Genomic DNA, 25,445 nt, shown 5'->3' on the forward strand with positions numbered 1-25,445 from the left:
CCTCCGAAGGATGGTAATATTCCAGATTTCAACATTTCAAAGATCGATATTTGCCCTTTTCGGGCCTATCAGAGAAGCTTTCGGCTCTTTCATGGCAATTTCTCGAAAGATATTCACCAGCGGAGCCAATTGCTATGTTTCACTCAGAATGACCACACTGGTCATGCTGGATTCAAAATATGCCCCCTTTTTAAAGTGGGCTCACTAATTATTTATAAGGTATGCAAAAAAAATTGCATTTACTCTTTGCCTTGCTGATTTTCTTCGTATCACAGGCAATGGCTCAGATTACCACATCAAGTCTGAGTGGTAAGATTACTGCCAACAATGAGGACGTCATTGGTGCTACCATCAGAGTGACCCATGAACCTTCCGGTACTGTTTATGGAGCAACCACCAATGCCAATGGCCGTTACTCTATCCAGGGTTTGCAACCTGGTGGTCCTTACAAAGTGGAAGTTTCCTACATCGGTTACTCTTCTAAGGTTTTGAAGGGTGTAAACTTACCTTTGGGACAAAACACCGTATTGGACGAAACGCTCAAAGAGAATGCCGAGTTGCTCGAAGAAGTTGTTGTATCTGCTTCCCGCAACAACAACATGCGTACAGACCGCGCTGGTGCTACTACCAGTATCAACGCCGGACAGATTGAGAGCATTCCTACCGTGAGCCGTAGCATGAACGACATCTTGAAGTTGACTCCACAGGGAGCCCACATTGGCAATGGTTTTGCTGTGGGTGGTGGTAATTACCGCCAGAGTTACGTGACTGTCGATGGTGCTGCATTCAACAATGCTTTCGGGCTCGGCGGCAATCTTCCTGGTAACGGTTCACCAATCTCTCTGGATGCATTGGATCAGGTATCCGTATCTTCCTCTCCATACGATGTACGTCTGAGCGGATTTACAGGAGGTGCCATCAGTGCAGTTACCAAGCGAGGTACCAATCAATTTAAGGGTACAGCCTATATGTACACCACCAACTCTCATCTCCGTGGCGACAAGGTTTCCGACTACCAGTTGAACCGTCTCCAGTCTCACTCTACCACATGGGGAGCCAGTTTTGGAGGTCCTATCATTAAGGACAAACTCTTCTTCTTTGCGAATGGTGAATATCAGGCAAACATCTCAGCCGGTCCTTCAGGTACTGCCCGAATGAGTGCTACCGACGCTTGGAAGCCAAACTCAGGTACCGTACACCGTCCTTTGCAGAGCGACATGGAGAATATGCTCCAGTTCCTCCAGAGCAAGTATGGTTACAACCCAGGTCGCTACCAGGGTTATTCTCTCGACACACCTTCTTACAAGTTCCTGGCTCGTTTAGACTGGAATATCAACAAGTTTAACAAGGTGAACCTCCGCTTCTCCAGAAGCCACGACAAGGATTCCAACAGTCCTTCCAGTTCTACCACTCCATTCAAGGATACAGAGATTTATCCTGGTGGAACAACTGATGGCATCACTATGACAAACGGAAAGTCACAGTCTGGCCGTACAGCCAACTCAGGTCTTTATTTCGAAAGTGCCCGTTACTATCAGGAAAAGAACTTTACCTCTGTAGCAGGTGAATGGAACTCTAAATGGGGTGGATGGAACAACACCCTTCGCTTGACATACTCTTATCAAGATGAGCCTCGTACCTATCTGGGAGGTATTTTCCCAACAGTGGATATTCTGAAGGATGGTGCATACTACATGGGCTTGGGTCCAGACCCATTCACAGAGGGTAACCTCCGTCAGGTGAAGACATTCGTGGCTACCGATGAAGCAACATGGGCAGTAGGCATCCAGAATTTCATCGCCGGTGTGCAGTATGAGACCAACGAGGCTACCAATGGATTCGGTGCCGCTTCAGCAGGTTACTATGTATATTCTTCTCCAGAAGACTTCATGGCAGGTGGAAAGCCAGCTGCATACGGTATCACCTTCCCTATGGATGGCAGCGACCAGTTCTTGGCTAAGATGAAATACAACCAGTTCTCTGCTTACGTTCAGGACCAGATCAATTTCTCTGACCGTTTCCGCCTCACCGCAGGTTTGCGATTTGAGTTGCCTATCTATCCTGAGTTGAAGAACAACTACAATGCAGCTTTCGGTGCATTGAAGTACAGAGCCAACGACGGCAAGTATTATAGCTACAATACAGACCAGTTGCCAGACGCAAATATAACCGTTTCACCTCGTGTAGGTTTCAATTGGGATATTCTTGGCGACCAGAAGCTCGTGCTCCGTGGTGGTACAGGTTACTTCGTAGGTCGTCTGCCATTTGTATGGCTCGTATCTGCAGTGGGTAATGCCGGTTGTGGTCAATACACCTATTATTATAATAAGGCCAACGAAGCAGCATACGGTCAGCCTAATTTCCATGTAAACCGTGCTGACCAGTTGAAGGACCTCACGATTCCTGCAAGTCGTGAGAACGCAGCAGCTCCTTCTACTCCTACCATCATCGACAAGGATTTGAAGATGAATGCAACATGGAAGAGTTCTTTGGCTATTGACGCGAAGTTGCCTGGCGGTATTGATTTCTCTGTAGAAGGTATTTACAGCCGTGAATTCAACCCAGCTATTGTAACCAACCTGAACTACTCTTGGGATGGTGAATCAACCATCACTTTGGCTCCTGGTGATACCCGCCGCTACTACACAGCCAGCGGAAATGGTAACAATCCTTACATGATTACCAATGCAGGTCATAAGGCATATTACTACTCTATCACCACATCGCTTGCCAAGAGATTTGACTTCGGTCTTAATATCTCTGCATCCTATACCCACTCAAGAGCCCGCTCTTACGGTGACGGTATAGGCGACCAGGTTTCTTCTGCATACTACAACAACCGTTATTCTATCAACGGCAATAATGATAAGGAAACTGGTTTGGGTACATACGTAGCTCCTCATCGTGTGATCGTTTCTGCTTCTTACAAGAAAGACTACGCTAAGCACTTCGGTACAGAGGTAGGTCTTATCTATGAAGGTATGAACTTGGGATATGCTGGTATTTATAATAGCGCACGCTACTCTTACGTTCTATCTTCAAACGTAGTAAACGACTATGGTTCAAACGGCCTGTTGTACGTTCCTGCTTCACGTCGCGACCTCGACGACTGGAACTTTGCAGATGTAAAGGATAAAAATGGTAACGTGACCTACAGTGCAGATGACCAGCGTGATGATTTCTGGGCTTACATCAACCAGGATTCTTACCTGAAGGATCGCAAGGGCAGATATACAGAGCGTGGTGGCGCTATCATGCCATGGCACCATCAGTTGGATTTCAAATTCAACCAGAACTTCTACCTCAAGGTAGCCGGTCAGAAGAACACCCTGCAGTTTGGTGTTGATATCAAGAACCTGGCTAACCTGCTCCACAGCAGTTGGGGTCTCTACAAGAGCGTAAACAACACGCAGTTGTTGAAGTACGACTCAAAGACAAAAGCATTCAACTTCCAGAAGAATGGAAAGAACATCTTGGACAAGACTTATACCAATAAGACAAGTTTCAGTTCTACCTATTCTATCCAGTTCTCTGTAAGATACATATTCAACTAATACAAAAAAGAGGGTGTGTCATGGATTATGACACACCCTCTTTTTCGTTTCTTCATATTCTTTTCATCAGTTTTTTTCATCGGATAACGCAGAGTTATCGGAACATTCTTACTCCACGGATTACTCACGGATTTTCACGGATTTGGCCTTACGGCCATTGGCTAATGCCGTAGCATTCCAGCTTTAGGGGAAACCCATGAGATAAGCCTAATATACTCTCGGGCCAAAGATTGTAGTTCCGACGCGAACCATCGTAGAGCCATGCTGGACAGCCAACTGGTAGTCGTGGCTCATTCCCCAGCTTCGCTCGCAGAAAGCAGGACAGTCAGCGAAGTACTTAGCCTTCACCTCATCAAAGAAACGAGCAGCCGTATCAAACTCGCTGGCAATCTGATGCTGGTCATCGACATGAGATGCCATCATCATCAGACCACAAATCTGCACGTTCTTCATCTCTTTCCACTCACCTTCCTCCAAGAGTTGACGGCAGGCATCGAGCGTTAAGCCATACTTGGTTTCTTCCGCAGCGATATGCAGTTCAAGCAACACCTTTATCACCCGATCGTGCTTGGCAGCCTGCTTGTTGATTTCCTTCAGCAGTTTCAGGCTATCCACAGCCTCAATCATAGCGATGTAAGGAGCGATGTACTTCACCTTATTGGTTTGAAGATGACCGATGAAATGCCACTCAATATCCTTAGGCAGCGACTCCACCTTACGAGACAGTTCCTGTTCATGGCTTTCACCAAAGACACGCTGTCCCTCTTCATAAGCAGCCTCGATATATTCGTTGGGATGAAACTTGCTGATGGCAACGAGGCGAACGCCTTCTGGCAAGAGTCCGAGAACTTCCCGGAGATTTCCCTTTACGTCATATTCCATTTACTTATTCTCCTGTTCGTATTCAGGAACATCATTCTTCTCCTCTTTTTTCTCAGAAGCAGCCTGATGTTCAAAGACATCCATGATAGGAGTCTCGTTGATACCGATTGTATCGTAATCAATCATCGTCTTGCCCATCACCTCATCGATGTATCTCAAGGCACGAGCAAGCGACTTAGCCTGTACGAGGTAAACCACGTTGGTACGCTTTTCCTTATCACTCTTATCATCAATGGTGATAAACTGGAGTTTGGCTCTATACCATTTGTCATCATCATCCACATCGCTGAAGAAAATCTCACCGAAGGCAGACTTGGTGATGCCGGAAACGTGGAATTCACCGCTCACATAGACAGACATCTCATCGATGATACTGCTTTCAGCCTCTGTAAAACTCAACGCATCCACTACATAGGTTTCAGATACCACTTTCTCGGTACCATCTTCCTGAGTCTTCTGATATTTTACCTTGGTAGTAAACCAAGTACCTGTTCTTGATCTCATAATATACCTTACTATTTATATAACATTATAAATCCCGTTAATACGGAAAAAACAATGCAAAGTTATAAAAAAGAAAACAAATAAGCAAGATTCATAAGCGTTTTTTATGAAAAAACTAAAAATCTTTAGCTATCTTTCTCCATTTTCGCCGAAATTGATTACCTTTGCATCCAAATGTAGAAATGCCAACATCATCCGATGGAAGATAAGGCGAATTTCACATATCAAAAGTTCATAAAAGAAAGAAATAAGATGCCTGAAATTTCAGTACGCGGTATCGAAATGCCAGAGTCACCAATCAGAAAGTTGGCTCCTTTGGCTGCCGCAGCAAAAAAACGTGGGGTTAAGGTGTATCACCTCAACATCGGTCAGCCTGACCTTCCTACACCTCAATGCGGTCTGGATGCATTGAAGCACATAGACCGTACCATCCTGGAATATTCTCCAAGCCAGGGTTACCTGAGCTATAGAGAGAAGTTAGTGGATTACTACAAGAAATTCAATATCAACGTAACTGCCGATGATATCATCATTACATCGGGAGGTTCTGAGGCTGTGCTCTTCTCATTCATGAGCTGCCTGAACCCTGGCGACGAGATTATCGTGCCAGAACCAGCTTACGCCAACTATATGGCATTTGCCATCTCTGCGGGTGCCAAGATTCGCACCATCGCCACCACCATCGAGGAAGGTTTCTCCTTGCCTAAGGTGGAGAAGTTTGAGGAACTCATCAATGAGCGCACCCGTGCCATTCTGATCTGCAACCCAAACAACCCAACCGGTTACCTCTATACCCGACGTGAGATGAACCAGATTCGCGACCTCGTAAAGAAGTATGATCTCTATCTCTTCTCTGATGAGGTTTACCGCGAATACATCTATACCGGTAGTCCTTACATCAGTGCCATGCACTTGGAGGGTATCGAACAGAATACCGTGCTCATCGACTCTGTATCCAAGCGTTACAGCGAGTGTGGTATCCGTGTTGGTGCCTTGATTACCAAGAATGCAGAGATTCGCAAGGCCGTGATGAAATTCTGTCAGGCCCGTCTCTCTCCTCCACTGATTGGTCAGATTGTGGCAGAAGCATCTCTTGATGCACCAGAGGAGTATTATCGCGATGTCTATGATGAGTACGTAGAGCGCCGTAAGTGCCTGATTGATGGACTCAACCGCATTCCTGGTGTCTATTCTCCTATCCCAATGGGAGCCTTCTATACCGTAGCCAAGTTGCCTATCGATGATTCTGACAAGTTCTGTCGCTGGTGTCTTGAGGAATTTGAATACGAGGGCGAGACCGTGATGATGGCCCCAGCCTCTGGTTTCTATACCACTCCGGGAGCAGGTCGCAATCAGGTACGTATGGCTTATGTGCTGAAGAAGCACGACTTGGAGCGTGCTCTCCTCGTCTTGGCAAAAGCTTTGGAGGCTTATCCAGGAAGAGTAGAAGATGAAGGACTTTGATAATTACAAAAGAAAAATATGAATTTTCCTCTATTTATAGCAAAGAGATTATATAGTGAACAGGGCGACAAACGTAAAGTTTCTCGCCCTGCTATTCATATTGCCACAGCTGGTGTTGCCATCGGGTTGGCTGTGATGATTGTCTCTGTATGTGTGGTATTAGGCTTCAAACATACCATCCGCGACAAGGTGATCGGTTTCGGCAGCCATATCCAGGTGGCTGACTTCATGACCCTCCAGCAGATGAACCAATACCCTGTGGTGATGGACGACTCGATGATGACAGTCCTCAAGAAGGCACCGGGCGTGAAACACATACAGCGATTTGCCATGAAAGAGGGTATTCTGAAAACTGACAATGACTTCTTAGGCGTTGGATTCAAAGGTGTAGGACCGGAATTCGACTCTACGTTCATCCACCAGAACATGGTGGAAGGAAGCATTCCTAAGTTTGATGACAAAGCAAGCCACAACCAGATTCTCGTCTCCCAGCTGATGGCAGATAAGTTGGGACTGAAGACCGGACAGCGCATCTTCGCCTATTTCATCGACAATAACGGCGTGAGAACCAGACGGTTTACCATCTCAGGCATTTATCAGACCAATCTGAAGAAGTTTGACGAAATCATGGTCTATACCGACCTCTATACTGCCGTGAAACTCAACGGATGGGAAGAAGACCAGGCAAGTGGCGCCGAGATTACCGTCAAAGACTTCAACCAGTTACAGACAACAGAAGACTACTATGTGAAGAACGTCAACCGCACGGTGGACCGTTATGGAGAAACCTACAGTAGCGGAACCATCAAGAATCTGAACCCACAGATATTCCAGTGGCTCGACCTGATGGACCTGAATGTATGGGTAATCTTAGGTCTGATGTTAGCCGTAGCAGGTGTCACAATGATCAGCGGATTGCTGATTATCATCTTAGAGCGCACTTCCATGATAGGCGTGATGAAGGCATTGGGCGCCCGCAACAAAACGATCCGCCATACCTTCCTCTGGTTTGCCGTGTTTATCATCAGCAAGGGCCTTGTTTTCGGAAACCTAATAGCATTGTCTATTTTGGCCATCCAGAAACATACCGGACTCATCAAGTTGGATGCCCAGACCTACTATGTCAGTACAGTACCAGTGGAATTCAACTGGCTGTTCATCGTAGCACTCAATGCCGCTACCCTCCTGATCTGTGTCTTCATGCTGGTAGCTCCAAGCTATTTGATTTCCCATATCCATCCAGCCAAGAGCATGAGATATGAGTAAGAAAAAAAATCAGATATTCCATAATTACTCTCATTTGCTTGTATTATTTATTAAAATGAGGGCAATTATGGAATAAAACTACACTTTTTTTATCCGTTTTGGAAATTTGTGCACATTTTTTTTTGTACTGTGCAGAAATTATGGTATCTTTGCACAAAATTTTGATAATTGTGCAATGAATGCAATACATAGTTTTAACTCGTACATAGAGAAGAGCATCATCAAGAATTGGCAATTGGACGCACTGACTGATTACAAGGGCACTACATTACAATATCATGATGTTGCAAGAAAGATAGAGAAGCTCCACATCCTGTTTGAGAACAGCGGTGTGAAGAAAGGCGACAAAATAGCCGTCTGCGGTAGAAACAGCAGTCAGTGGGCAGCAGCTTTTCTGGCGATTGTGACCTACGGCGCAGTAGTCGTACCCATTCAAAACGAATTTAAACCAGAGCAGATTCACAATATCGTCAATCACAGCGAGAGTAAGTTGCTTTTCGTAGGCGATGTTGTAGCAACGGAGATCAATACAGATGAGATGCCTTCTCTTGAAGGTGTCATTTACCTACCCGATTTCTCACTCGTCCTTTCACGTTCAGAGAAACTGACCTATGCCCGCGAGAATCTCAATGCCATTTTTGGTCATAAATATCCGAAGTATTTCCGTCCTGAGCACGTGAAATACCACGTAGATGAGCCAGAGGAATTGGCGATGATCAACTATACCAGCGGTACTACAGGCTTTTCGAAGGGTGTGATGATTCCTTATCGTGCACTCTGGGGCAACCTGGACTATATGTTGAAGTCCATTGCACCAAGACTCAGCAAAAACTGCAACTTTCTGGTATCACTGCCAATGGCACACATGTACGGACTGATGGCAGACGTTATCTTCAGCATGGTAGAAGGTCATCATATTTATTTCCTTACCCGTGTGCCAAGTCCTACCCTCATCGCAGAGGCTTTCAAGGAAGTGAAGCCGGAGATTATCTTCGCCGTACCATTGGTGATTGACAAGATTATCAGAAAGCACATATTCCCATTGATACAGACCAACCGTGTGAGATTGCTGATGAATATGCCAGTAATCAACAAGCGCATCAAGGAGAAAATCCGCGATTTTGTATTGTCTGAGTTTGGCGGCAAAGCTTGTCAGGTGGTCGTGGGCGGAGCACCGCTCAACAAGGAAATTGAGAGTTTCCTCACCAACATCGGCTTCCCTATCGCCATGGCTTACGGAACCACCGAGACCGCTCCATTCATCACCTTTGCCAATGCAGAAGAATATGTGCCGGGCAGTTGTGGTGTGAGCGTGAACCACCTGGATGTAAAGGTACTCAGCAAAGATCCGCAAAATGTACCGGGCGAACTGGTATGCAAGGGAATCTGTGTGATGCAGGGATACTACAAGAACCAGGAGGCAACAGATGCAGTAATCGACCAGGACGGATGGTTTCATACCGGCGACCTTGCCACGATGAGCGAGGACGGACATTTCTACGTCAAGGGCCGCAGCAAGAACATGCTTTTAGGTCCTAACGGACAGAACATTTATCCAGAAGAGATAGAGGACAAACTCAACTCGATGGCAATGGTGAACGAAAGTATCGTGCTCCAGAAGGGGGACAAACTTGTAGGTCTTGTACATCCAGACATGGACGAAGCCAACACGTTGGGATTCACCCAGGAAGATTTAGAGAACATTATGGAACAGAACCGCAAGGAACTGAACGAACAAATACCAACATTTGCCAAGTTGTCGCGCATTCAGTTGCACGACCAGGAATTCGAGAAAACAGCAAAGAAATCAATTAAACGATATCTATACCAGGATGCTATCTAATCCTTTTGCGAAAGGAGCCACGGAGCATGCTGAAATAGATATAGTAAAAGCAAGAAGAGTATGGAAATACCTAGCTTTAACGCACTTATCCAGAAAAGCATCATAGACCATTGGGATATGGATGCACTAACAGACTACAAGGGAGCAACCTTGCAGTATCACGATGTGGCTCGCAAAATCGAGAAATTACACATCATGTTTGAAAACTCAGGCGTGGTAAAGGGTGACAAGATTGCCCTCTGCGGTCGCAATAGTGCCAACTGGGCTGTAGCATTTCTTGCTACCCTCACCTATGGTGCTACTGCTGTACCTATCCTGCATGAATTCATGCCAGACCAGATTCACAACATCGTGAACCACAGCGATGCCAAGTTGCTCTTTGTGGGTGATGTAGTGGCTACTCAGGTAGATGCTACCAAGATGCCTGGTTTGGAGGGCATCATCTACATTCCAGACTATTCACTAGTGGTATCCCGCACAGACAAGTTGACCTATGCCCGTGAACACCTCAACGAGATGTTCGGTATCAAATTCCCTAAGTATTTCCGTAAGGAACACGTACATTATTATATAGATGAGAATCCTGAGGAGATGGCGCTCATCAATTATACCAGCGGAACCACCGGTTTCTCCAAGGGTGTGATGGTACCTTACCGTGCGCTATGGAGCAACATCGACTTCGCCCAGCACGTATTGCCGAAGGAGGTCAAGGCTGGCGATTCTATCATCAGCATCCTGCCAATGGCTCACATGTATGGTATGTCATTTGAGTTCCTGTTTGAGTTTATCACCGGTTGCCATGTCTTCTTCCTCACCCGCATCCCAAGTCCGGCTATTATCGCCGAGGCATTCAGCCGCATCAAGCCAGCCGTTATCATTGCTGTGCCTCTGATTATCGAGAAGATCATCCGCAAGAAGGTTTTCCCTAAGATACAGAACAACCGCATGCGCATGCTTCTTCACATGCCTGTCATCAACAAGAAGGTACGCGAAAAGATATGCGACCAGGTGACTCAGGCATTTGGAGGCAACTTCTATGAGATTATCATCGGCGGTGCAGCTTTCAACAAGGAAGTGGAGAATTTCCTGCATAGCATCGGCTTCAGATATACCGTAGGTTATGGCGCTACAGAGTGTGCTCCTATCATCTGTTATGAGGACTACAAGCACTTCGTACCGGGTTCATGCGGTAAAGCTGCAAGAAATATGATGGTGAAGATAGACAGTCCAGACCCAGAGAATGTACCTGGCGAGATTTTGGCAAAGGGTCCTAACGTGATGCTCGGCTATTACAAGAACGAGGAAGCTACTGCTACTACCCTCGACAAGGAAGGCTGGTATCATACAGGCGACCTCGGCACGATGGACGGAGATGGCAATGTATTCATCAAAGGCCGCAGCAAGAACATGCTCTTGGGTGCATCTGGCCAGAACATCTATCCTGAAGAAATCGAAGATAAGCTCAACTCCCTGGCACTCGTCAGCGAAAGCGTAGTGGTTCAGAAGGGTAATAAACTCATCGGTCTGGTTCATCCAGATTTCGACGAAGCGCAGTCTTTGAACTTGGGTAGAAACGAGTTGGAGGAGATTATGGAACAGAACCGTCAGGAGCTCAACGCCATGATTCCTGCCTACAGTAAGATCAGCGAGATTCGCATCCACGATGAAGAGTTTGAAAAGACTCCTAAGAAGAGTATCAAGCGCTTCCTCTATACTGCAGAATAAAACATCAAGAAATAAACATCAAAAAAGAGGGTGTGTCATGTACTTATTGACACACCCTCTTTTTCATTTCTTTATATTCATATGACATATCTTATAAAAGGACACCAGAACGGATACGTGACAACGTTTCCGGTGTCATCTGAAGATAATTAGCGATGTAGGTAAGCGGAGCACGGAGCACCACCTGCGGACTCAGATCGCAAAGTCGTTTGTAGCGATTAGGCGCAGACTCGAAGCGAACCAAATCGGCATGAATCTGTGACTGAATCAAGCTCTCCTCCAGAATCTTACGATAAAGCATCTGGATATTGACATTGCGCATGGCAGCAGCCTCCAGTTTCGCCTTCGGCAAAGCATAGACCAATGTAGGTTCCAGTGCCTCCACCTGCAAACGGGTAGGTTCCTCCTTAAACAAGCTCTCGATACACATAAATATGGAGTGATCAACACCCAAGTGCTCGGTCACCTCCTTACCATTCTTAAAATAAAACTGGCGTACTAATCCTTTCTCTATATATGAAATGTTTCGACACACCTCACCCTCTTGAAGAATCTTTTCTCCCTTACCATATTTGATAGGAACGAGCAGACTCTCCAGCACATCTAATTCATCGTAAGTCATGGTACTGTACTTACGGGCAAGCTCTCTTGCGATATCTCGCGTCAGGGGCATGTTCTTAAATTCTTGCATTTCTACAATCCTCCTTATTTTGGTCCCCCATATGTGCTCTACAGATGAGGGAAATTTATAATATTGTATGGTTAGTCTAACTTAAGTACTGCAAGGAAAGCCTTCTGAGGCACCTCTACATTACCAATCTGTTTCATACGCTTTTTACCCTTCTTCTGCTTCTCCAACAATTTGCGCTTACGGCTCACGTCACCACCATAACACTTGGCTGTAACGTCTTTACGTACCTGCTTGATGGTTTCACGCGCCACAATCTTCGCTCCGATAGCTGCCTGAATGGCAATATCAAACTGCTGGCGTGGAATCAGGTCTTTCAGTTTCTCGCACATTCTGCGACCGAAAGCCACTGCATTGTCACGGTGGGTCAGCGTACTCAGGGCATCCACTGGTTCACCATTGAGCAAGATGTCGAGCTTCACCAGATCAGAGTGGCGGAAGCAGTCGATATGGTAGTCGAAGGAAGCGTAACCCTTCGAGATACTCTTCAGTTTATCATAGAAGTCGATGACAATCTCACCGAGAGGCAGCATAAAGTGCAGTTCCACACGGTTGCCACTCACATATTCCTGATTGATGAGTTCGCCTCGCTTATCCAGACATAATTTCATGATAGGACCGATATAGTCACATGCCGTGATGATAGTGGCACGGATATAGGGTTCCTCAATATGGTCTATCATCGTAGGATCAGGCAATCCCGAAGGATTGTGAACCTCTTTCTCACCGCCCTGTTTGTCATATACCATATAGGAAACGTTAGGCACCGTGGTGATGACATCCATATTAAACTCGCGGTCTAATCGTTCCTGCACAATTTCCATGTGGAGCAGACCGAGGAATCCGCATCGGAAACCGAAGCCTAATGCCACCGAACTCTCTGGCGAGAAGGTAAGGGAAGCATCATTGAGCTGCAATTTCTCCAGCGAAGCACGAAGGTTCTCATAATCGCTTGGGTCTATCGGATAAACACCCGCAAAGACCATCGGCTTCACTTCCTGGAAACCAGCAATAGCCTTTTCGCATGGACGTGCGATATGGGTAATGGTATCACCCACCTTAACCTCGGTCGCATTCTTGATACCAGAGATGATGTAACCCACCTCACCGGTACCCAATTCCTTGCGAGGAATCATGTCCATCTTGAGTACTCCAATCTCATCAGCATCATATTCCATGCCCGTATTGAAGAACTTCACCTTATCACCCTTGCGGATGACACCATTCTCGATCTTGAAGTAGGCGATGATACCACGGAAGGAATTGAACACAGAGTCGAAGATCAAAGCCTGAAGCGGTGCCTTGTCATCACCCTCTGGATGAGGAACACGATTGACAACAGCCTCAAGAACATCTTCTACACCCTCGCCCGTTTTACCCGACGCACGAAGAATGTCTTCACGCTCGCAACCAATGAGATCAATGATTTCATCTTCTACCTCCTCCGGCATAGCCGAAGGCATATCTATCTTGTTGATGACCGGAATAATTTCCAAGTCATGATCTATAGCCATATATAGATTGGAAATGGTCTGTGCCTGCACACCCTGTGTGGCATCTACGACCAAGAGCGCTCCCTCGCAAGCAGCAATGGAACGAGAAACCTCGTAGGAGAAATCGACGTGTCCCGGAGTATCAATGAGGTTGAGGATGTATGATTGTCCATCTTTTGCCTGATACTCCATCTGGATGGCGTGGCTCTTAATCGTGATACCGCGCTCTCTTTCCAAATCCATATCGTCGAGCATCTGACCCTCTGTGATCTTAATCGTCTGGGTCTTCTCCAACAAACGGTCTGCCAAGGTACTTTTACCATGATCAATATGTGCAATAATGCAGAAATTTCTTATCTTATTTATATTCTCCATATATATTTTTCTCTCTTTAGTTTGCAAAATTACCTTATTTTTAGGAGAAAACCAAATTTTTCCCGTACATTTTTTGTTTTATCGTCCTAAACCGTGATTTCTCCCGAACCATAACAGCGATGGTGATTCTCATCATAAACCACACAGAACTGTCCTGGAGCCACTCCATGAATAGCCTCATCCGAGTGGATCATCCATCTGCCATCCTCCAGTTTTTCGATGGTAGCAGGATGATATTCCGGGGTATGACGGATCTTGAATGTGACCCGTGACATCGGCACTTCGCGAGTCAGGAAATGGAAATCGTGCAGCGGGAACTCCTGTTTATAGGCCGTCTGAGGGTCATAGCCATGGCTCACATAGAGGATATTCTTCTCTACGTCTTTCTTGATGACAAACCAAGGGCCGCCGCCGAAGCCCAGTCCCTTACGCTGTCCAATGGTATGATACCACAGTCCCTTGTGCTCACCGATACGCTTACCCGTTTCCAGTTCGATGACATCTCCCGGCAGGTCACCTAAATAACGGCGAATGTAGTCATTATAGTTGATTTGTCCGAGGAAGCAGATGCCTTGACTGTCCTTACGCTTGGCATTGATGAGATGTTCTCTTTCTGCGATTTCACGCACCTCATTCTTGATATGATGACCGATTGGGAAGATAGCCTTCTTGAGTTGCCAACTCTCTATCTGGGCCAGGAAGTCGGTCTGGTCTTTCACCGGGTCAGGACTGGTAACGAGCCACTTATCCCCATTCTCATCTATTTCGGTCTGGGCATAATGTCCCGTAGCGATGAGGTCATAATTGTGTCCCATCTTCCGATCAAACGCACCGAACTTGATGAGTCTGTTGCACATCACATCCGGGTTAGGCGTATATCCAGCCTTCACCTTCTCCATTGTATATCGGGTAACCTCATTCCAGTATTCCTGATGACAATCCACCACTTCGAGTTTACAACCATATTTGCGAGCCACGGCAGTAGCCATTTCCAGGTCCTCCTCAGAAGAGCAGTCCCACTCTTCCTTTTCTTCCGGACCGATCTTGATATAGAAACAGTCGGGATGCAAACCCAATCGGGCAAGTTCCCATACTACCACTGAGCTATCTACTCCGCCCGAAAGCAGCACCGCAATACGCTTGTCTATGATATTTTCAGTCATTTCTTCTTATTTATGAATTAATTGCGTGCAAAATTACAAAAAAAGTGCGATACCTAACTATAAATAAATAAAAATTAGTACCTTTGCACTCGAATTTTCAATTTTACAAGTAGTTATGGATATCTTAAGAAATCTATTTTACGGCTTCCCTGACCTTTGGGGAGGCGGTGTAGCCCATTCTGTCATGATACTTGCATTGGTTATCACACTGGGCTTGAGTCTCGGCAAGATTAAGGTGAAAGGTGTTTCCCTTGGCTTGGCGTGGATTCTCTTCATCGGTCTTATCTTTGGGCATTTCTCGCTCAATCTGGATGAGCACCTGCTCCACTTCCTCAAAGAGTTCGGTCTGATACTCTTCGTTTATTCCATCGGTCTGGAAGTGGGACCAAGTTTCTTCTCTTCCTTCAAGAACGGTGGCAAGAGTCTCAACTTGCTCAGCATCATCGTCATTGCCCTGAGCATCATTACCACGCTCGGCATCTACTCTATTTCCAACACCTCTATCACTTCGATGGCAGGTATCCTCTCTGGAGCAGTAACCAATACGCCAGGTCTCGGTGCGGCACAACAGGCATTCAGCGATTTGCGCCATATCGATGCTCCATCCATCGCTGCCGGCTATGCCATCGCCTATCCGATGGGTGTACTGGGTGTCATCCTCTCTTTCATCATCTTGCGATTTGCGCTCCGCATCGACAAGAATGAAGAAGAAGCACAGGCTAAGCGCGGATTCGGACATCTGGAAGCTATGACCCTCAACACATTCTCTGTGAAGATTACCAATAAAATGATTTTTGGTAAAACCGTGAAAGAGGTACGCCATATCTTGGACCGTGACTTCATGATTTCGCAGATACACCGTCCTGACAACGACAACAACAAGGAAATGGTCAACGGACAGACTGTACTCAACGAGGGCGACATCATCTATGTAGTGGCTCACCCTATTGTACAGGAGCCTCTCATCGCACTCTGCGGTGAAAAAATAGATATGGCATGGGAGGAGTTTGGTAATGAGCTGATTACCCGCCGTATTCGTATTACCAAGCCAGGCATCAACGGAAAGACCATCTCACAGATGCAGATTCGCTCTAACTTAGGTACCAACATCACTCGTGTAAACCGTGCAGGCGTCGATCTGATAGCCACACCAAATTTGAAACTTCAATTGGGCGACCGTGTTACCGTAGTAGGTACAGAACTCGCCATCAGTCATACAGAGAAAGTATTGGGTAACCAGATGAAACGACTCAACTACCCTAACCTGATTCCTATCTTCTTGGGTATCATGCTCGGTTGTATCGTTGCCAATATTCCTTTCTTCATCCCAGGCATCAACGAGAACCTGCGTCTTGGACTGACCGGTGGACCATTGGTAGTAGCCATCCTGATAGGTTATTTCGGTCCGAAGTACAACCTCGTGACTTACAATACGATATCCGCCAACCTCATGTTGCGAGAGATAGGTATCTGTATCTTCCTGGCATGTGTTGGACTCGGTACAGGAGAGCAGTTCATTGAGACGGTGGCTACCGAGAAGGGTATGATCTGGATTCTCTATGGCATCGGCATCACCATGATTCCAATCCTGTTGGGCGGTATCATCGGCCGTTACCTGTTCCACATCAATTACTTCACCCTGCTTGGCGTATTGGCTGGCGCCAACACGAACCCATCGGCTTTGGCATACGTAAGAGAACAGACCTCAGCCGATTCACCAACCGTAGGCTATGCGAATGTATATCCATTTGCCATGTTCCTGCGCATTGTAACTATACAGATTATTATTTTCGTGTTCGGATAAAAACGGACCCACTTTATAAAAAGATTATTTTATTAAGGATAAAAAAAGACATTCATGGAAAAGGAGAATGAATTAGGGGCAATCTTAGCCAATTCAGAAGAAAACAAGACATGCAAGTGTGGTAACGAGAAAGACAACTGCAAATGTATGGAGATTTCCGAGGCCGAACTTCGTAGAAAACTCGACCTTCTGCTCCGTACAGGAAGCATCCTCATGGAGAGCGCAGCCGACACCTCACGCATCATGCGCACAATGAAACGAGCTGCTGCTTTCTTAGGACTCGACGAGAAATACCTGCATCTCTACATCAACTGGAACGTCCTGATGGTGAACTATAGTGACGAGCAGCACTCGTTCTCTAAGTTCCAGCGCTGCGAGAAGCACGGCATCAACCTGACATCCATTTCAATGATCAGTAAGTTGACCTGGCGTGCCATCAAGGAAGACTATTCGCTCGACCAATATGAGGCAGCACTCAACGAGGTAAAGGCAACTCCACGCAGTTTCACCCCTTGGCAGGTAGCCATCGGCGGTGGATTTGCCTGCGGTGGATTCTGCATTCAGTTCGGTTGTGACTGGCCAGCATTCTTCTATTGTTCATTGGCAGCCATCCTCGGTTTCCGCCTTCGTATGTTCTTGCCTTCCAAAGGTTGCAATAACTATGTGGCTATCGGTATCTCAGCATTTGTTGCTACTCTTATCGCATGGCTCACCTCTTTCCTTTCGCTCAATCCAAGCATTGCCAACAGCCTGCCAGATTTCATGCATTCTGCTACTCCTTGGCATCCACTGATGGCATGTGCCCTCTTTATCGTACCGGGTGTACCGCTGATCAACTTTGTGAGTGATATGCTCGACGGGTATATCGAGGTGGGTATGGTAAGAGCACTCAACACGTTGCTGATGGTTCTGTCTATGGCATTCGGTATCGCATTTGCCATCCAGGTATGTCACATCGACAACTTTGTGACGGATCTCACCATGACTCCTCACCACGAATATTGGGAATTTGCCATCGCAGCAGCCGTATCAGCTATGGGTTTCTCTACCATTTTCAGTATTCCGAGAAGACTGTTGCCAGCAGTAGCCGTAGGAGGTATCATCGCCGTATGTTTCCGTAACTTTGTGAACCTCGGTCCAAGCAATGGCAATATCGGTCTGGATATGGGTTTGAGCATCGGTTCCTTGGCAGGTTCAGCCCTCATCAGTATCATTGTCATCAAGGCCCGTCACTGGTTCCACACTCCTCACCAGTGTATCACGATTCCAAGTGTAATCCCTATGGTACCGGGTGTATTGATGTATCGTGCACTCTTTGCTTTCATTGATATGCACGGTGTGGTAGGTGAGGTTACGGTAGGTATGAACAATGCAATCAAGGCATCGCTTGCTATCATCTGTATCGCTCTGGGTGTAGCCATTCCGAATGTCTTCTTCCGCCGCTTTATTGCAGACAACCGCAAGCGCAAGCTCTTCAATATGCTCGTGGAAAGAAAGAAGAAGAACGGCGAATTTGTGGATTTGCATGAAGTAGAAATCAAATAGAGCCTTATTTCATCAAAAAGAACAAGACTCAATTATTATAATAAGGGTGTGTCATGGAATTATGACACACCCTTTTTTTCTTCATTATTTTTATTCATCGGATTACGCGGAGTTATCGGATGAAAAAACAATGAATAAATCCGATGAAGAAAAACTATAAAGAAAACTGATAAAGAAAGATGAATAAAATGATATCATGAAAATTGATTCTCTGGGCAAGGAAAAATTTACGGCTGGGCAAGGAGAAATTTTTCCCTGGGCAGGGAAAAATAAAAGTGGGTCATGACTCTCGGAAAAGAAGCGCTTCTGATAAATGTCCTGTCCTTTACAAGGATGTAAATATCTTTTCTCATTTTTGATGGCATATTTTGTTTTATTAATGATTTTTTCTTCTTTTTCTCTCCCTATTTCAATTATTTGTTGTATCTTTGCCTTTAAACAGAACCAAAAAGGAATTAAGACTATGAATATAGAACATTTTATTGATAGAATAGAAAAAACAGATGGTCTTTCCCAGACCCTCGGAATGCATTTTATATCAACTCCAGAGCCTGACACGCTCCAAGCCACCATGAAAGTGGATGAAAGAAACAAGCAACCTTTCGGATTCCTCAGTGGGGGTGCCTCACTTGCACTGGCAGAAAATCTGGCAGGTGTAGGTTCGTTGGCACTTTGTCCGGGCCAAATAGCCGTGGGCATCAACGTGAGCGGTACCCATGTTCTGGCAGTTTCTGAGGGAGATACCGTTACTGCATTCGGTAAACTCATCCATAAGGGAAGAACCCTGCATACATGGAAAATAGATATCAAGAACTCAGCTGGAGACATCATCTGTACTGTACAGGTAACCAACTACGTCTTCACTCCTAAAAAAGACAGCGGAAAGAAGGTAAACCTGCAGGATGCTGAGGATAAACCGCTACAGGAAGATGATACCCCTATGCAAGCAACAGAAAACCCATCAACCAATCAGGAGGACTAAAACAGCATGTCAGCATTTGCATTTTATCGACTCCCCTATAAAGATCACTATACGTTGGTGATGCAGCATGATGATGATCCCGAAAAACTCAATTCCGTCAATGAACTGAATGGGAAACATGGTTTCGTCATCGCCCCTTTCATGCCTTCGGAAGAATGTCCTATTCTCCTGATGCGCCCCGATGTGGTCAAACACTTCCCTATCCAGGCAGTAACTACAGACAATAAAAAGATTCATTTTCCAGAATCTGTCAGCGAGAAAGAAGCATACCAGAAAGATTTCGAAGATTTCCATCAGCAACTGACCAAGGGAATATTCGACAAAATCGTATTGGCTCGTTGCTCACACCAGAAATCACCTGAAGCAAAAGGACTGAAGGCTGAAGAACTCTTCAAGAAGGCCTGCCAGATGTACCCACGCCTCTTTATCGCGCTCGTCTCCACGACCCAATCGGGCACATGGCTCATGGCTACGCCAGAAATACTGCTCAGTGGAAACGGATGCGAATTCAAGACCATGGCCCTGGCTGGAACACATACAGGAGAAGAAACAGTCTGGACGAAGAAGGAACAGGAAGAACAGCAGTATGTAACTGACTATATCGAGGATGTCATCTCAGAATTTACGGATGAATACAGCAAGGAAGGTCCCTTCACCACAATGGCAGCCAACCTCTACCATCTTCGTACTGATTTTCTCTTCCGACTGGAAGATACCGACTGCTTGGGCGATGTACTGGATGCACTCTTTCCTACCCCAGCGATCTGCGGTATTCCCAAGGAAGAAACCCGCCAATACATCCTGGATCATGAAAGTATCAACCGCAAATACTACAGCGGATTCGTGGGTCCCCTCATGCCTTCGGGAGAAACCCAACTCTATGTTTCACTCAGATGCATGAATATACACCAGGGTGGCAACTTCCAACTGTATGCAGGCGGAGGACTGCTTGCAGAAAGTGAAATGCAAAAAGAATGGGAAGAAACTGAGGCAAAATTAGGAACCATGAGAGCTGTTATCAGCAAGTAATCATACATAAAAAAAACAGATTCGTGTTTAGCAATATTGAGAATGTAAATATACTGACCAGTGTACTGAAAAGACATGGAGTCAGGAGAGTTGTGGTATGTCCGGGCAGTCGCAACGCACCACTGGTACATAACCTCAATGAGATAGACGGCATCACCTGTTATCCTGTAACGGATGAGAGAAGTGCAGGATTCGTAGCATTAGGAATGGCCTTGGGTGACCCTTCACCTTGTCCATCCCCAGTAGCGGTATGCGTCACTTCTGGTTCTGCATTACTCAACCTATATCCAGCGGTAGCAGAAGCATACTATCAGAAACTGCCGGTTGTCTTTATCTCAGCAGACCGACCGGGTGCATGGATTGGGCAACAAGATGGGCAGACCCTTCCACAACCGGATGTATTCGGAACAATGGTCAACAAGAGCGTGAACCTGCCTATTATCACTCCTCGCATTCATAGCGAAGAAGGATGCCTGCCTGCAAATGCCGAAGCTATCAACAGCATGCACGATGAACAAGCATGGCATTGCGAGCGATTGGTCAACGAAGCCCTTATCGACTGCAAACACCGCAAGATAGGACCGGTACACATCAATATTCCGATACCGGAACCCCTCTATGAGTTTACATGCCGTCAACTGCCACAAGCCCATAAAGTGGATTACATCCGTTCGGGAATGTGGAGCGGAGATTTCCACTATGGCGATCTGCTTGACTTTCTGGAAGCCAAAAAGCCGATGATAATCATCGGACAAGACTATCCTGCCTCCATACTCTATGGCATCAAGAATATTCAGAACTGGGCAGTCATACTCTGTGAACCAACCGCTTTGGGACTCGACAGTAAGGACCCTGCTGACAGGAAATTTTCGACATCCCAACTGATGACTAACTTTGAAGAAGTACTCTATCAGATAGAAGTCAAAAAAGCAGAAGACCCGGATTTCGATGAAGAAGCCTACCTGCCAGACTTCATTCTCTATACAGGCGGCAACATCGTCAGCAAGCGACTCAAGCAGTTTCTGAGAAAAGCAGCCCAAAAGGCTCAGGTATGGCGAGTGAGCAAGGACGGAGACTATATCGACACCTTCATGCGAACCGACCGGATTTTCCAGGCAAATGTGCATCAGCTGGCAGATGCCATGACCTCCTACGAGCAGAAATATCCAGATGAGGTGAATGATTACCGGGACCTCTGGACGACAGCCTTACGACATGCCAAACGGCATGCCTACGATTATGAACCGGAATACAGCAGCATGGCTACCGTCAGGTATTTTGAACAGGAATTTCATGCCAACTCCAAGAAGGACAGCAGAGAATGCCGCGTATTCTATGGCAACAGTATGGCTATACGCCTGGGTTGTATCTATGCGCATCAATACGTATTCTGCAATAGAGGCGTGAATGGTATCGAGGGAACACTCTCCGCAGCAGCAGGACTATCCATCTATCTCTCGGAATATCATCATCCAGATGCCAAAAAACAACAGAAGGTATTCTGCATCCTGGGCGATCTGAGTTTCTTCTACGACCAGAATGCCCTCTGGAACCAGAACCTCAACGGCAGTCTCCGCATCATCGTACTCAATAATGGCGGTGGCGCCATCTTCGGCAAGTTCAAAGGACTGAAGGAAAGTGCAGCCAGAGAAAACCTCGTGATGGCAGAACACCAGACTTCAGCTGTCAACATCTGTCAGGCAAACGATATCACCTATCTGGGAGCAGACAATATGAAAACGATGAAGTATGGTATTGACCAACTCATCCATTCTGACTCAGAGAGACCGATGCTTCTCGAAGTATTCACCGACATCGATGCAGACAACCGGGCACTGGAAGATTACTTCAAAAGTTTATAAAACGGGATACATTCAATCCCATCCATGAGAATTAGAACAAACATTCATAACATATGAGAAATTGGAAAAAAATAGAAGGATTTGATTTCAAGGAAATCATCTTCGAAGAATACAATCACATCGCAAAGATTACCATCAACCGTGAGCGTTACCGCAATGCTTTCACCCCACTCACCACCTGGGAAATGTCACAAGCCTTCAGCTATTGCCGTGAGTGTCAGGGCATCCGTGTCGTGATTCTGACAGGAGCAGGCGACAAGGCATTCTGTTCGGGAGGCGATATGCACGTGAAAGGCCGTGGTGGCTATGTGGGTTCCGATGGAGTACCACGTCTCAACGTACTCGACGTGCAGATGCAGATACGCCGCTTGCCCAAACCAGTCATCGCCATGGTAAACGGTTATGCCATCGGTGGCGGTCATGTGCTCCATGTCATGTGCGACCTGACTATTGCATCAGAGAATGCCATCTTCGGACAGACTGGTCCAAAAGTAGGCAGTTTCGATGCCGGTTTCGGTGCTTCATACCTTGCCCGCATGGTAGGTCAGAAGAAGGCACGCGAAATCTGGTTCCTCTGCAAGCAATATACTGCCAAGGAAGCAGAAGAAATGGGCATGGTGAACAAGGTAGTGCCTTTCGACCAACTGGAAGATACCTGTGTGGAATGGGCAGAAATCATGATGGAACGCTCTCCTCTCGCCCTCCGCATGATCAAGGCAGGTCTGAATGCAGAACTTGACGGACAGGCTGGTATTCAGGAACTGGCTGGAGATGCCACCATGCTTTATTACACGATGGATGAAGCTCAGGAAGGTGGTAAGGCATTCCTGGAGAAGCGCAAGCCAAACTTTGACGACTATCCGATGTTCCCATAATTTCCTATCATTTCCCATCAAGGAAACATATATCCACAGAAATTTACCTTTTTGGCTACAGATTCAGTCTTTTCGGCATTTTTTTCTATAAAAAAACTCATAATACCAAAATATTTTTCTAACTTTGCAGCCGAAATACAAAAGTAATAAAAGTTACAGTAATGAAAATTAAAGGATTAATCTTAGCTATGGCACTCTGTTCAACCATAACAATGGGAGCACAGGGTGCGGGTAAATTTGTTCCATTTAAGTATGGAAACATGGATCAATGGGTAACAAGAAGTATTAAGGAATCAGGAATTATTGGTGGCAACCAAAAGACGCTCTATGAAGTAGGTCCCAACATGTCGCTCTCTGGCAACAACCCATATACCAACAAAGGCGGCTCTCCTTGGGGAACCTCCAATGTCCTGGCTCATGTATCCGGTATCTACAAGACCAACTGTTCTGTATATCGTGATACCCATGCCGGTCATGGCCATTGTGCCAAACTCGTCACCCATATCGAGAAGGTGAAGGTGCTCGGCCTTATCAACATCAAGGTACTGGCAGCCGGTTCTCTCTTTCTGGGCGATGTACGTGAACCTATCACGGGTACCAAGGATGGTCCGAAGGCTATCAACTGGGGTATTCCTTTCACCGCCCGTCCAAAGGCTTTGAGATACGACTACAAGACTCACCTCAGCACCAGTCCTAACCGCATCAAGCAGACGGGGTTCAGCAGTGCCTCTACCGTAGCGGGGCATGACTATGCCGTAACTCTTCTTTATCTTCAGAAACGTCATGAGGATGCCAGAGGCAATATTACCGCCAAGCGCGTAGGTACCGTAGTGGTGAAATATGGCAAGAGTACCAGTGGATGGGTGGAAAATGCCACTTACGAGATACATTATGGCGATATCCGCCACATGGCAGGATATAATGCATCTCTTATGGGACTTCGTACTACCGACTATGCACGCAACAGCAAGGGCAAGAGCGTACCTGTAAAGGAAGTAGGATGGGCAGCTGCCAATGAAACTCCAACTCATCTCGTATTACAGTTCTCTTCCTCTCATGGCGGAGCATATATCGGAACTCCAGGAAACACATTCTGGATAGACAATGTGGGACTCGTTTATTAATCGCGTCCCACACCTTATTATATATATAAGAAGCAACAATATCTTATTTAGGAAAAATAGTATCATGAAGCATCTACTCATGTGCCTCATCTGGCTTGCTTTGTCAGAACCTTCTTGTGCCAAAGCGCGAACTGATTATCTTCCAGTAGACAGCATCCATGTGATGACTGCCGAGGAGTCTGATACCCTCAACACTCCTGCGAAAAAGAAATCTCTCATAACGAGATTTCTCGACTATTTCAATGATGCCAACAAAAACAAGAAGCATAAGAAATTCGACTTCAGCATCATCGGCGGTCCACACTACAGCACCGACACCAAACTGGGGTTAGGACTTGTGGCTGCAGGACTCTATCGCACCAATCCCAACGATACGATTCTGCCTCCCTCCAACGTATCACTCTTCGGTGATGTGAGCACTGTAGGATTCTACATGTTGGGCATCAGGGGTACCCACATTTTTCCACAGGATAAATACCGTGCCGACTATACCGTCTATTTCTACTCCTTTCCCTGCGACTACTGGGGCATGGGATACGACATGGGAAATGACGACAGTAACAAGAGTGAGATGAAGCGATGGCAAGCCCGCATCAAGGGTAGTTTTCTCTTCCACCTGGGAAGCAGCTTCTACATCGGTCCCATGGTGAGCTATGACTATGTGATAGGTAAAAACGTAGAACGACCAGAACTGCTCAACGGCATGGACAGGCATACCTGGAATTTAGGTGCCGGTTTCTCTGCCGTCTATGATTCAAGAGATGTGCTCACCTATCCACATCAGGGCCTCTACATCAACCTGACCCAATGTTTCCGACCACGGTTCATGGGCAACGATTATGCTTTCAGTACCACCGAACTGCAAGTAGATGCCTACCAGAAAGTATGGAAAGGAGCTATCCTGGCAGAGGATTTCCGTACAATGCTCAATTTCGGTAACCCGTCTTGGGGCATGATGGCTCTCTTGGGCAACAGCAACTCCATGCGCGGATACTACGAAGGACGATATAGGGACAAACATAAGATGGAGGCGCAGGTGGAACTTCGCCAACATATATGGAAGCGCAACAGTCTGACCGTCTGGGTAGGTGCCGGAACCGTATTCAGCAAGTTCAGCAACATCCGTTCCCGACACATCCTGCCTAACTACGGATTGGGATACCGCTGGGAATTCAAGAAGAATGTAAATGTACGCCTTGACTACGGATTCGGAAAAGCAGGACAATCAGGATTCCTGTTCAGTATCAACGAGGCATTTTAATCAAAA

General features: G+C 46.3%; 17 protein-coding genes and 2 pseudogenes. 14 read left to right on the forward strand and 5 right to left on the reverse strand.

Annotated features, from left to right (window positions below; all coding sequences use genetic code 11):
* Positions 1-208 (forward strand): annotated as a pseudogene (locus EXN75_RS17970) (transposase); the annotation flags it as partial.
* 13 nt (positions 209-221) lie between these two features.
* Positions 222-3,554: a TonB-dependent receptor gene (locus EXN75_RS00010; protein WP_134842307.1), complete on the forward strand. Its 3,333-nt coding sequence runs from the start codon at positions 222-224 to the stop codon at positions 3,552-3,554.
* A 207-nt stretch (positions 3,555-3,761) separates the two neighbouring features.
* Here EXN75_RS00010 and EXN75_RS00015 read toward each other — a convergent pair whose 3' ends face one another.
* Together EXN75_RS00015 and EXN75_RS00020 are read right to left on the reverse strand one after the other, a co-directional pair.
* Positions 3,762-4,436, reverse strand: coding sequence for a YggS family pyridoxal phosphate-dependent enzyme (locus EXN75_RS00015; RefSeq protein WP_134842308.1), 675 nt, complete (start codon positions 4,434-4,436; stop codon positions 3,762-3,764).
* On the reverse strand, positions 4,437-4,940 hold the full coding sequence (locus EXN75_RS00020; RefSeq protein ID WP_118116312.1) for a DUF4494 domain-containing protein: 504 nt from the start codon (positions 4,938-4,940) through the stop codon (positions 4,437-4,439).
* Between the two features lie 252 nt (positions 4,941-5,192).
* Here EXN75_RS00020 and EXN75_RS00025 point away from each other — a divergent pair, with 252 nt between their 5' ends.
* From EXN75_RS00025 to EXN75_RS00040, 4 genes are all read left to right on the forward strand, one after another.
* Positions 5,193-6,404, forward strand: a complete 1,212-nt coding sequence (locus tag EXN75_RS00025) for a pyridoxal phosphate-dependent aminotransferase (protein ID WP_022110017.1) — start codon at positions 5,193-5,195, stop codon at positions 6,402-6,404.
* A gap of 18 nt (positions 6,405-6,422) precedes the next feature.
* Positions 6,423-7,670, forward strand: coding sequence for an ABC transporter permease (locus tag EXN75_RS00030; protein ID WP_134842309.1), 1,248 nt, complete (start codon positions 6,423-6,425; stop codon positions 7,668-7,670).
* Between the two features lie 175 nt (positions 7,671-7,845).
* Positions 7,846-9,513 (forward strand): AMP-binding protein, encoded by a 1,668-nt coding sequence (locus tag EXN75_RS00035; RefSeq protein ID WP_134842310.1) that lies wholly within the window; start codon positions 7,846-7,848, stop codon positions 9,511-9,513.
* Positions 9,514-9,573: 60 nt separating this feature from the next.
* The gene (locus tag EXN75_RS00040; RefSeq protein WP_134842311.1) at positions 9,574-11,238 is read left to right on the forward strand and encodes an AMP-binding protein; all 1,665 of its coding nucleotides are present in this window, start codon (positions 9,574-9,576) and stop codon (positions 11,236-11,238) included.
* Between the two features lie 91 nt (positions 11,239-11,329).
* Here EXN75_RS00040 and EXN75_RS00045 read toward each other — a convergent pair whose 3' ends face one another.
* From EXN75_RS00045 to mnmA, 3 genes are all read right to left on the reverse strand, one after another.
* A complete protein-coding gene (locus EXN75_RS00045; RefSeq protein WP_118116321.1) occupies positions 11,330-11,929 on the reverse strand; it encodes a Crp/Fnr family transcriptional regulator in 600 nt (199 codons plus the stop codon).
* A gap of 71 nt (positions 11,930-12,000) precedes the next feature.
* The gene (gene lepA, locus EXN75_RS00050) at positions 12,001-13,794 is read right to left on the reverse strand and encodes a translation elongation factor 4 (protein ID WP_118116323.1); all 1,794 of its coding nucleotides are present in this window, start codon (positions 13,792-13,794) and stop codon (positions 12,001-12,003) included.
* Between the two features lie 86 nt (positions 13,795-13,880).
* On the reverse strand, positions 13,881-14,957 hold the full coding sequence (gene mnmA / locus EXN75_RS00055) for a tRNA 2-thiouridine(34) synthase MnmA (RefSeq protein WP_118116325.1): 1,077 nt from the start codon (positions 14,955-14,957) through the stop codon (positions 13,881-13,883).
* 115 nt (positions 14,958-15,072) lie between these two features.
* On the opposite strand from mnmA, the gene EXN75_RS00060 reads away from it, so the two are divergent.
* From EXN75_RS00060 to EXN75_RS00095, 8 genes and pseudogenes are all read left to right on the forward strand, one after another.
* The gene (locus tag EXN75_RS00060) at positions 15,073-16,761 is read left to right on the forward strand and encodes a putative transporter (protein WP_134842312.1); all 1,689 of its coding nucleotides are present in this window, start codon (positions 15,073-15,075) and stop codon (positions 16,759-16,761) included.
* 147 nt (positions 16,762-16,908) lie between these two features.
* Positions 16,909-18,306, forward strand: coding sequence for a threonine/serine exporter family protein (locus EXN75_RS00065; RefSeq protein ID WP_134842407.1), 1,398 nt, complete (start codon positions 16,909-16,911; stop codon positions 18,304-18,306).
* 463 nt (positions 18,307-18,769) lie between these two features.
* Positions 18,770-19,183: pseudogene (locus EXN75_RS00070) on the forward strand (PaaI family thioesterase); the annotation flags it as partial.
* A 111-nt stretch (positions 19,184-19,294) separates the two neighbouring features.
* Entirely contained in the window at positions 19,295-20,317 is a 1,023-nt protein-coding gene (locus tag EXN75_RS00075; protein WP_134842313.1) for a chorismate-binding protein, read from the forward strand.
* A 23-nt stretch (positions 20,318-20,340) separates the two neighbouring features.
* A complete protein-coding gene (gene menD, locus EXN75_RS00080) occupies positions 20,341-22,179 on the forward strand; it encodes a 2-succinyl-5-enolpyruvyl-6-hydroxy-3-cyclohexene-1-carboxylic-acid synthase (protein ID WP_134842314.1) in 1,839 nt (612 codons plus the stop codon).
* Between the two features lie 53 nt (positions 22,180-22,232).
* Positions 22,233-23,054, forward strand: coding sequence for a 1,4-dihydroxy-2-naphthoyl-CoA synthase (gene menB / locus EXN75_RS00085; protein ID WP_118116333.1), 822 nt, complete (start codon positions 22,233-22,235; stop codon positions 23,052-23,054).
* A gap of 161 nt (positions 23,055-23,215) precedes the next feature.
* Positions 23,216-24,178 (forward strand): PCMD domain-containing protein, encoded by a 963-nt coding sequence (locus tag EXN75_RS00090; protein ID WP_134842315.1) that lies wholly within the window; start codon positions 23,216-23,218, stop codon positions 24,176-24,178.
* Between the two features lie 79 nt (positions 24,179-24,257).
* Positions 24,258-25,439, forward strand: coding sequence for a BamA/TamA family outer membrane protein (locus tag EXN75_RS00095; protein WP_408005909.1), 1,182 nt, complete (start codon positions 24,258-24,260; stop codon positions 25,437-25,439).
* Positions 25,440-25,445 lie beyond the last annotated feature (6 nt).

The sequence above is a fragment of the Segatella hominis genome (genome assembly GCF_004535825.1).
GTDB classification, from domain to species: Bacteria; Bacteroidota; Bacteroidia; order Bacteroidales; family Bacteroidaceae; genus Prevotella; species Prevotella hominis.